This window comes from Amycolatopsis sp. NPDC004772 (assembly GCF_053601215.1).
In genome coordinates, this window is the sequence record NZ_JBSGBK010000161.1 from 1 (window position 1) to 8,167 (window position 8,167).

The window sequence follows — 8,167 nt, forward strand, 5'->3', positions numbered from 1 at the left end:
CGGGCAGAACGGGTCGGCCTGGCTCCCGGCGCCCGGCCCGGGCGTGAAGCGGCCGGCCGGGTCGCCGGCCGTGCCGCGGCCCGGGGTGTGGACCCAGCCGGGGCCGGGCGACGCCGTCGGCGGCTTCGCGCCCGAGGGCGTCGTCGAACTCGGTGTCGTGTGCTGGACGGGCGGGGCGCCGGCCGCGCCCGCCGAACCGGTCGAGCCGGTCTGGCGCGACGGCTGCTGCGACGCGGGCCGGGACGGCTGCTGGGCCGCGACGCCGTAGACCGGGGTCGGCGGATCGGCGTGCACGGTGTGCGACACCGGCTGCACCACCGGCGGGTCGACGTGCACCGACCGGACCTTGTCCGAAGCCGGCTTCACGCCGCCGTCCGGCGTCACCGCGACCGCGGCGCCGGCGACGTCCAGCACTCCCGGCGTGATGCCCGGGGCGGCCAGCTTCAGCGACTCCGGGTCGGACAGCGCCTGCGTCGAGAGCAGGTTCGTGCCGCTCTGCTGGGCGTACTCGTTCAGCGCCTGCTGGGCCTGGGCCTTGGCGTCGTTCGCGGCCTCGACCTGCTTGGCGTGGTCGGTTTCGAAGCCGATGAGGCTGACCAGGTTGTCGGTGAGGGTGAAGCCGCCCGCGCCCTTCCGGACCGTCTCGGCGTCCGGCAGCTTGTACTTGGTCCGGTTGAAGGCCTCGCCCTGCTCGAACACCATTTCCGCGGCGTGCGCGACCTTCGTGGTGGCGTCCTGGGAGAAGCCGGCCTTTTCGGTGAAGACCTGGCTCGCCGCGCCACCGGCCTGGCTCTGCCATTCGACGCCGAGTTCGAGCAGCTGCGCGCGCAACGTCTGGTCGGTGTGGGCCAGTGCGGTCGCGACGGCCTTCAGCGCGTCGACGGCGGTGCCGATGCTGCCGGTGCCGTCGCCGTTGATCATCCGGGTGATCTGGTCGGCGATCGCGGTGTTGGTCCAGCCGTCGAACCGGTGGTTCTGAATTCCGGCCGCGAGCTCGGAGAATTCCACGCGCCCTCCCTAGTTGCGTGCTTTCAGGGACTGCAGCGCCAGGTCGGCGGCGTGCGCCGACATGTCGCACAGCTGCGGCTGCGTGAGCCGGCCGCGGGTGATGGCGAAGGTCTGGACGGCCAGCGTCTGGCCCTTCGCGACGCCGACGAGCGTCTCGCAGTCGGCCGGGTCGCCGGCCGCGCGGTAGTTCGTCAGCGCCGGGTAGCCACCGATGGTCTTCGGCTCGGTGGTCATGCTGTTCTTCTTGCGGGCGCCGGTGATCCACTGGCCGAGGTCCGCCGACACGGCTCGCACGTGGTAGGAGTGCACCGGCTCGGCGCCGTCGGCGTCGAACACGCAGGTCCGGCCGTCCTCCTCCGGCGCCTTGCGGGGGACGCTGTTGATCTTCAGCGCGTCGAGCTGCACCTGCGGGAAGATTTCACACAGCTCGACGCCCTGCAGCGACAGGTCGGCCGGCCGCTGCGGGAGCTGGGCGGCCTTGGCGCTCTGCGACGCGGCCGTGGCGGCCGTTTCGACCGGGTACGGGGTGCCTTCGGTGCCCGCGGAGCAGCCGGCGAGCGCCGCCGTCGCGAGCACGCCTCCGGCGATCCGGTTACGCACCGTGCTTGCCGCGGTCACCGAACACCGCCGCCTTCTCCTCTTCGCCGACCTTGTAGTCCTTCGCGGCTTCGCGCAGCTGCTCGACCAGGCGCTTGAGGCCGGCGACGTACTCGCGCACCTGGCCCGCGTAGGAGCGGTCGCCGTCGGCGATCAGGGTGTTCCAGGCCTGGACCGACTGGGTGCTGATCACGTCGGCGGACGGCGCGTCGATCCGCAGCTGGCCGAGCCGGGTGAGCAGCTGGTCTTCGAGGGCGTTGGCCTGCTCTTCGACGATCCGCGCGACGTCGAGCAGCTTGTCGGGGTGGACCAGGACGTCCGCGGCTGCCGGCGCCACCGGGACGGCCGAACCGAAGTCGTGCGGGGGTCCGGGTGGCGGAGCCCCCGGCCCGGGGCGAAGCCCCGGAACAGCGCTGTCGTACGAGGGTCCTGACATGCTCTCCCCTGACGTCATACGGACAGTGACCGGCCGGCTCCTCCGTCGAGGCTACCAACGCGGATGAGTCGGTGAGCCCTGAGTTTGGACGAAGAGTGGGCCCGGCCGGTTCCCCCGACCCGTGGAATCAGGCCCGCTGTTTGGCCGTCGGGGCGCTGATCTCGCCGTTCGCCGCCTTCAGCGCGATGTCCGTGCGGTGGTGTGAGCCCGCGAGGTGGACCTTTTCGACGGTCTCGTAGGCGTGCTTGCGCGCCGCCTTGAGCGACTTGCCGGTGCCGACGACCGAGAGCACGCGGCCGCCAGAGGAGACGACGGCGCCGTCGTCCCGGCGGCGGGTGCCGGCGTGCAGGACGCCTTCCAGCTCGGCCCCGGCGATGACGTCCCCGGTGCGCGGCTTGCCGGGGTAGCCGTCGGCGGCGATCACGACGGTGACCGCGGCGCCGCCGGACCATTCCAGCGGCGGGTGCTCGGCGAGCTTCCCGGTGGCGGTGGCGTGCATCAGCCCGGCGATCGGGGTGCGCAGCAGGGCCAGCACGACCTGCGTCTCCGGGTCGCCGAAGCGGCAGTTGAACTCGATGACCTGCGGGCCGTCGGAGGTCAGCGCGAGGCCGGCGTAGAGCAGGCCGGAGAACGGCGCGCCGCGGTTCACCAGCTCGTCGGCGACCGGCTGGACGACGGTCTCGACCAGCTCGTCGACCAGGTTTTCGGGCGCCCAGGGCAGCGGCGCGTAGGCACCCATGCCGCCGGTGTTCGGGCCGGCGTCGCCGTCGCCGACGCGCTTGAAGTCCTGGGCGGGCAGCAGCGGGACGACGGTGTTGCCGTCGACGAAGCAGAACAGCGAGGCTTCCGGTCCGTCCAAAAAGGATTCGAGGAGGACGGGGTGCCCGCCGTCGAGCAGCATGATGGCGTGCTTGCGCGCGACGTCGATGTCCGGCGTGACGACGACGCCCTTGCCGGCGGCGAGGCCGTCGTCCTTGACGACCCAGGTGGGGCCGAACCGGGCGAGCGCGGCATCGAGCCGGGCGGGGTTGTCGACGACCTCGCTGCGCGCGGTGGGCACGTTCGCGGCGGCCATGACGTCCTTCGCGAAGGCTTTCGACCCTTCGATCCGAGCGGCGGCAGCCGACGGGCCGAAGCAGGCGACGCCGGCCTTCCGCACGGCATCGGCCACCCCGGCGACGAGCGGCACCTCGGGCCCGACGACGACGAGGTCGGCCTGCCAGCTCTTGGCGAGCCCGGCAACGGCCTCGGGATCGGCGGCCTCAACACCGAGCTGCTCGGCGACGGCGGCGGTCCCGGCATTGCCGGGCGCGCAGGCCAGGGCCGTGACGGCGGGATCGCCGGACGCCGCGAGGACGAGTGCATGCTCACGGGCGCCGGAGCCGATTACCAGTACGCGCACGCCGCACAGCGTATCCGGCCGGGTCGGCGGGGCACATCGCACCGTCGCCGGGGGCGGGTTGGGGCCGGCTCGGCGGGCTTCCGGGCGTGCGGCCGGCTTACTTGCTCGGCCAGGGGCGAGGCCGGCGGGTTGCGTGGCCGGCTTACTTGCTCGGGCCAGGGGCGAGGCCGGCGGGTTGCGCAGCCGACTCACTTGCTCGGGCCAAGGGCGAGGCCGGCGGATTGCGCGGCCGACTCACTTGCTCGGGCCAAGGGCGAGGCCGGCGGGTTGCGCAGCCGACTCACTTGCTCGGGCCAAGGGCGAGGCCGGCGGGTCGCGCAACGAGGGATGGGGTTGTCGTCCCGTTCCCGGCACGGGCGACCTACCTCCGCAGCTCGGCCATCCACAAGTTGCCACCGGCGTGGACAAATTGACCTCCGGCGGCGCAACCGGCAGGTTTCGTCGGGGCGCGCCGATACGCTGGAACCGGGACCGGCCCCCTAGGGAGGGCGGGAAGCTGCGGGCGGCGAGTCAGAGCGCCATAGGCAGCCACCTCACCGGCCCGAGCGAGACGCGGACGCCCAAACCGGCACCCCACCCAGACCTCCCCCGCCACCCCGATCCGAAGCCCGAACACGGCCGGTGGTGCCGGGTCAAGGCATCTTTCCCGCCTTGACCCGGTACCACCGGCCGTAGTGACAATTCCGGCTTCGGGGTGGTGAGCACCAGCCAGGCAACGCCCCAAGTCAGCTCCACCTCCGGACAGAGACCAGCCAGAGCGTCGCCGGGCGCCGACCCACCACAGCGATCCCTCCGTGCCCCGCGCCACAACCGGACGAACAGGAGTCCACGCGCCGTTTACCGCTTCGACCGGCCAGGTACGTACTTCGGATGCTTGCGACATCGAGGGTTGCGCGGGTAGTCAGGGCACACCCTGTGTGAAAAGAGGTCACCAGATGAAGCGCAAACGTGTCGGCTTGCTCGCGCTGGCCGGGTTGGCGTTGCTGAGCGTCACCGGCTTTGCCGTCGGGTCGGCGTCCGCCGCCGAAAGCGGGTCCGGGGATGCCCTCGCGCGCGGGCGGGGCCACCATGACCCCGTGATCATCGGACACCGCGGCGCGCCCGGGTACCGGCCGGAGCACACGCTCGCCTCCTACGAGCTCGCCTACCGGATGGGCGTCGACTGGGTGGACGTCGACCTCGTGCCCACCAAGGACGGCCAGCTCGTCGCCCGGCACGAACCCGAGATCGGCGGCACCACGGACGTCGCGAAGCACCCGGAGTTCGCCGACCGGAAGAAGACCGTCGTGCTCGACGGGGTCACCACCACCGGGTGGTTCACCCAGGACTTCACGCTCGCCGAGCTGAAGACGCTGCGCGCGGTCGAGCGGATCCCGCAGAACCGGCCGCACAACACGCTGTACAACGGGCGTTACCAGATCGCCTCCTACCAGGAGGTGCTCGACCTGACCAAGCGCCTCGGCCGCGAGCTGCACCGCACCCTCGGCACCTACCCCGAGGTCAAGCACTCGACGTTCTTCCAGTCCATCGGCAACCCGACCGAGCCGAAGCTGGTCGCCATCCTCAAGCGCAACGGCCTCGACCGGCCGGACGCGCCCGCGATCATCCAGTCCTTCGAGGTGTCGAACCTGATCGCGCTGCACCGGCAGCTGCGGACGCCGCTGCTGCAGCTGACCTCGGCCTCCGGCGCCCCGGCGGACTTCGTCGCGAACGGCGACAAGCGGACGTACGCGGACCTCGTCACGCCGCAGGGGCTGCGCGAAGTCGCGAAGTACGCGAAGTACCTCGGGCCGGACAAGGCGCAGGTCATCCCGCGGGACAAGAACGACAACCTGGGCACGCCGACCGCGCTCGTCGCGGACGCCCACAAGGCCGGCCTGAAGGTGCAGCCGTACACCTTCCGGAACGAGAACCCGTTCCTGCCCGCGAACCTGCGCTCGTCGGCCGAGCCGGACGCCTACGGTGACGTCTTCACCGAGGAAGCGGCGTTCTTCCGGGCCGGCGTCGACGGCTTCTTCGCCGACCAGCCGGACACCGCCCTCGAGTCGCTGCACGCGTTCCTGGGCCGTTAATCGCTTGGCGCGAAGGGCGCTTCCGTGGACGCTGAGTCCATGGAGGCGCCCTTTTCCGGCGTGGTCCTGGTCAGTCGCGGCGACGAGACGCTGCTCGCCGAGGCGTCCGGGTACGCGCACCTCGCGTACGGCGTCGAGAACACCGTCGGCACGCGGTTCGCGATCGCCAGTGGCACCAAGGGGTTCACCGCGCTGGTCGTCATCGGCTTGATCGCCGAGGGACGGCTGGGACTCGAGACCACCGCCCGCGAAGTCCTCGGCGACGACCTGCCGCTGATCGACGACCGGGTGACCGTCGAGCACCTGCTGACACACACCTCCGGCATCGGCGACTACTGCGACGACGACAACCCGCCGGAGCACCCGCCGTGGCTCGTCACGTCGGCCGACTACCTCGCCGCACTCGACGGCTTCCCGCAGGTTTCCCCGCCCGGTACGGAGTTCCGGTACAACAACGGCGCCTTCGCCGTCCTCGGCCTGATCGCCGAACGGATCGCCGGCATACCTTTCACCGACCTCGTCCACGAGCGGGTCTGCGGCCCCGCCGGGCTGACGGACACGGCCTTCCTCCGCTCGGACGCGCTGCCCGCCCGCACGGCCACCGGCTACCTCGCAGACGGGCGCACCAATGTGTTCGGCCTGCCCGTCGTGGGGCACGGCGACGGCGGGATCTACAGCTCCGCCCCGGACTTCCGGAAGTTCTGGCCGGCCTTGCTGGACGGGCGGATCGTGCCCCCTGAGTGGGTCGCCCGGATGCTGCGGCCGCACGCGGAGGGGTACGGCCTCGGCTTCTGGCTGCCCCGGCCCGGCGTCGTGCGGCTGGAGGGCGGCGACCACGGCGTCACGTTCCGGAGCACGCACGAGCCGTCGACCGGGCTGACGGCGACCCTGATCTCGAACGACCACCGAGGTGGCGGGCCCCTGCTGCGACGGCTGGACGAGTTCTTGACGAAGGCTTGACACCCTCCGGGCCCGGGGCTACCTTCGGCGAATTCAATGGTCTGGCCGCATACCTTTCAAGAGGTGCCCGATGGATGTTTCCGACCAGCAGACCACCCCCGCCGACGACGACGCCGCCCGGCTGCACCAGCTGGGCTACGCCCAAGAGCTGAAACGGACGATGTCGGCGTTCTCGAACTTCGCCGTCTCCTTCACGATCATCTCGATCCTCTCCGGCTGCCTCACGCTCTACGGCTTCGGCATGAAGACCGGCGGCCCGGCCGCGATGATCTGGGGCTGGCCGCTGGTCGGGGTGTTCGTCATCCTGGTCGGGCTCGGCATGGCCGAGGTCTGCTCCAGCTACCCGACCGCCGGCGGCCTGTACTACTGGGCCGCGAAGCTGGCGCCCGGCCGGTCCGGTCCCGCGTGGTCGTGGTTCACCGGCTGGTTCAACCTCATCGGCCAGATCGCGGTCACCGCGGGCATCGACTTCGGCGCGGCGCTGTTCCTCAACGCGTTCCTCGACCTGCAGTTCGGCTTCGAAGCGACGCCGGGGCACACGATCCTGCTGCTCGCGATCATCCTCGTGGTGCACGGCCTCCTGAACACCTTCGGCGTCCGGATCGTCGCGATCCTCAACAACGTCAGCGTGTGGTGGCACCTGATCGGCGTGCTGGTGATCGTCGGCGTGCTCGTCTTCGTGCCGGCCAAGCACCAGGACGCGTCGTTCGTCTTCGGCAGTTTCGTCAACCAGACGGGCTGGGGGTCGGCGTTCTACGTCTTCGCGCTCGGGCTGCTCGTCGCGCAGTACACGCTGACCGGTTACGACGCGTCGGCGCACATGACCGAGGAGACGAAGAGCGCGGCGACGGCGGGCCCGCGCGGCATCGTCATGTCGATCGTCGTCTCCCTCGTCGCCGGCTGGATCCTGCTGATCGGCCTGACGTTCGCGATCCAGGACTACGACGGCGCCGTCGGCTCGGCCACCGGTGTCCCGCCCGCGCAGATCTTCATCGACGCGACCGGCGCCGTCACCGGCAAGTTCCTCCTGCTGATCTGCATCGGCGCCCAGCTGTTCTGCGGCATGGCGTCGGTGACGGCGAACTCGCGGATGATCTACGCCTTCGCCCGTGACGGCGCGATCCCGGGTTCGGGCTTCTGGCACAAGATCAACAAGCGCACGCAGACGCCGACCAACGCCGTGTGGCTCGCCGCGGGCGGCGCGCTGGTGCTGGCCCTGCCGTACCTGTGGAGCGCGACGGCCTACGCCGCGGTGACGTCGATCGCCGTGGTCGGGCTGTACGTGGCGTACGTGATCCCGGTGTTCCTGCGCGTCCGCCGCGGCGACTCGTTCGAGCCGGGGCCGTGGACGCTCGGCCGCTGGGGCAAGCCGATCGGCATCGTCGCGACGGTGTGGGTCGCGCTGATCTTCGTGCTCTTCATGCTGCCGCAGGTTTCGCCGGTGACCGTCGATTCCTTCAACTACACGCCGATCGCCTTCCTCGTGGTGCTGGGCGGGGCGGCGCTGTGGTGGGCGGTTTCGGCCCGGAAGTGGTTCAAGGGCCCGAAGGTTCAGGGTTCGGAGGCGGAACTGGCTGCGGTGGAACAGGAACTGAAGGACCTGGGCTGAGTCGTGGGGGGGGGGGTTATTGGTTGTTAATACGGCATGAAGGAAAAAAAAACCACAACGCCGCCCGCCGGGCGCGGCGCGCG

At 71.0% G+C, this 8,167-nt stretch carries 6 protein-coding genes and 1 pseudogene; 3 read left to right on the forward strand and 4 right to left on the reverse strand.

Features of this window, described 5'->3' with window-relative positions:
- The 4 genes and pseudogenes from ACWEF6_RS42425 to purD all read right to left on the reverse strand — a co-directional run.
- Positions 1-1,008, reverse strand: a pseudogene (locus ACWEF6_RS42425) (hypothetical protein); the annotation flags it as partial.
- A gap of 9 nt (positions 1,009-1,017) precedes the next feature.
- Positions 1,018-1,584, reverse strand: a complete 567-nt coding sequence (locus ACWEF6_RS42430; RefSeq protein WP_449688127.1) for a DUF3558 domain-containing protein — start codon at positions 1,582-1,584, stop codon at positions 1,018-1,020.
- Between the two features lie 16 nt (positions 1,585-1,600).
- The gene (locus ACWEF6_RS42435) at positions 1,601-1,942 is read right to left on the reverse strand and encodes a hypothetical protein (protein WP_449680108.1); all 342 of its coding nucleotides are present in this window, start codon (positions 1,940-1,942) and stop codon (positions 1,601-1,603) included.
- A 226-nt stretch (positions 1,943-2,168) separates the two neighbouring features.
- Positions 2,169-3,443 (reverse strand): phosphoribosylamine--glycine ligase, encoded by a 1,275-nt coding sequence (gene purD / locus ACWEF6_RS42440; protein ID WP_449688123.1) that lies wholly within the window; start codon positions 3,441-3,443, stop codon positions 2,169-2,171.
- A 935-nt stretch (positions 3,444-4,378) separates the two neighbouring features.
- Between purD and ACWEF6_RS42445 the strand changes: the two genes are divergently transcribed.
- The 3 genes from ACWEF6_RS42445 to ACWEF6_RS42455 all read left to right on the forward strand — a co-directional run bounded on the left by ACWEF6_RS42445 (position 4,379) and on the right by ACWEF6_RS42455 (position 8,084).
- Positions 4,379-5,515, forward strand: a complete 1,137-nt coding sequence (locus tag ACWEF6_RS42445; protein WP_449688124.1) for a glycerophosphodiester phosphodiesterase — start codon at positions 4,379-4,381, stop codon at positions 5,513-5,515.
- A 24-nt stretch (positions 5,516-5,539) separates the two neighbouring features.
- Entirely contained in the window at positions 5,540-6,475 is a 936-nt protein-coding gene (locus ACWEF6_RS42450) for a serine hydrolase domain-containing protein (RefSeq protein WP_449688125.1), read from the forward strand.
- A 70-nt stretch (positions 6,476-6,545) separates the two neighbouring features.
- Positions 6,546-8,084, forward strand: coding sequence for an amino acid permease (locus ACWEF6_RS42455; protein ID WP_449688126.1), 1,539 nt, complete (start codon positions 6,546-6,548; stop codon positions 8,082-8,084).
- Positions 8,085-8,167 lie beyond the last annotated feature (83 nt).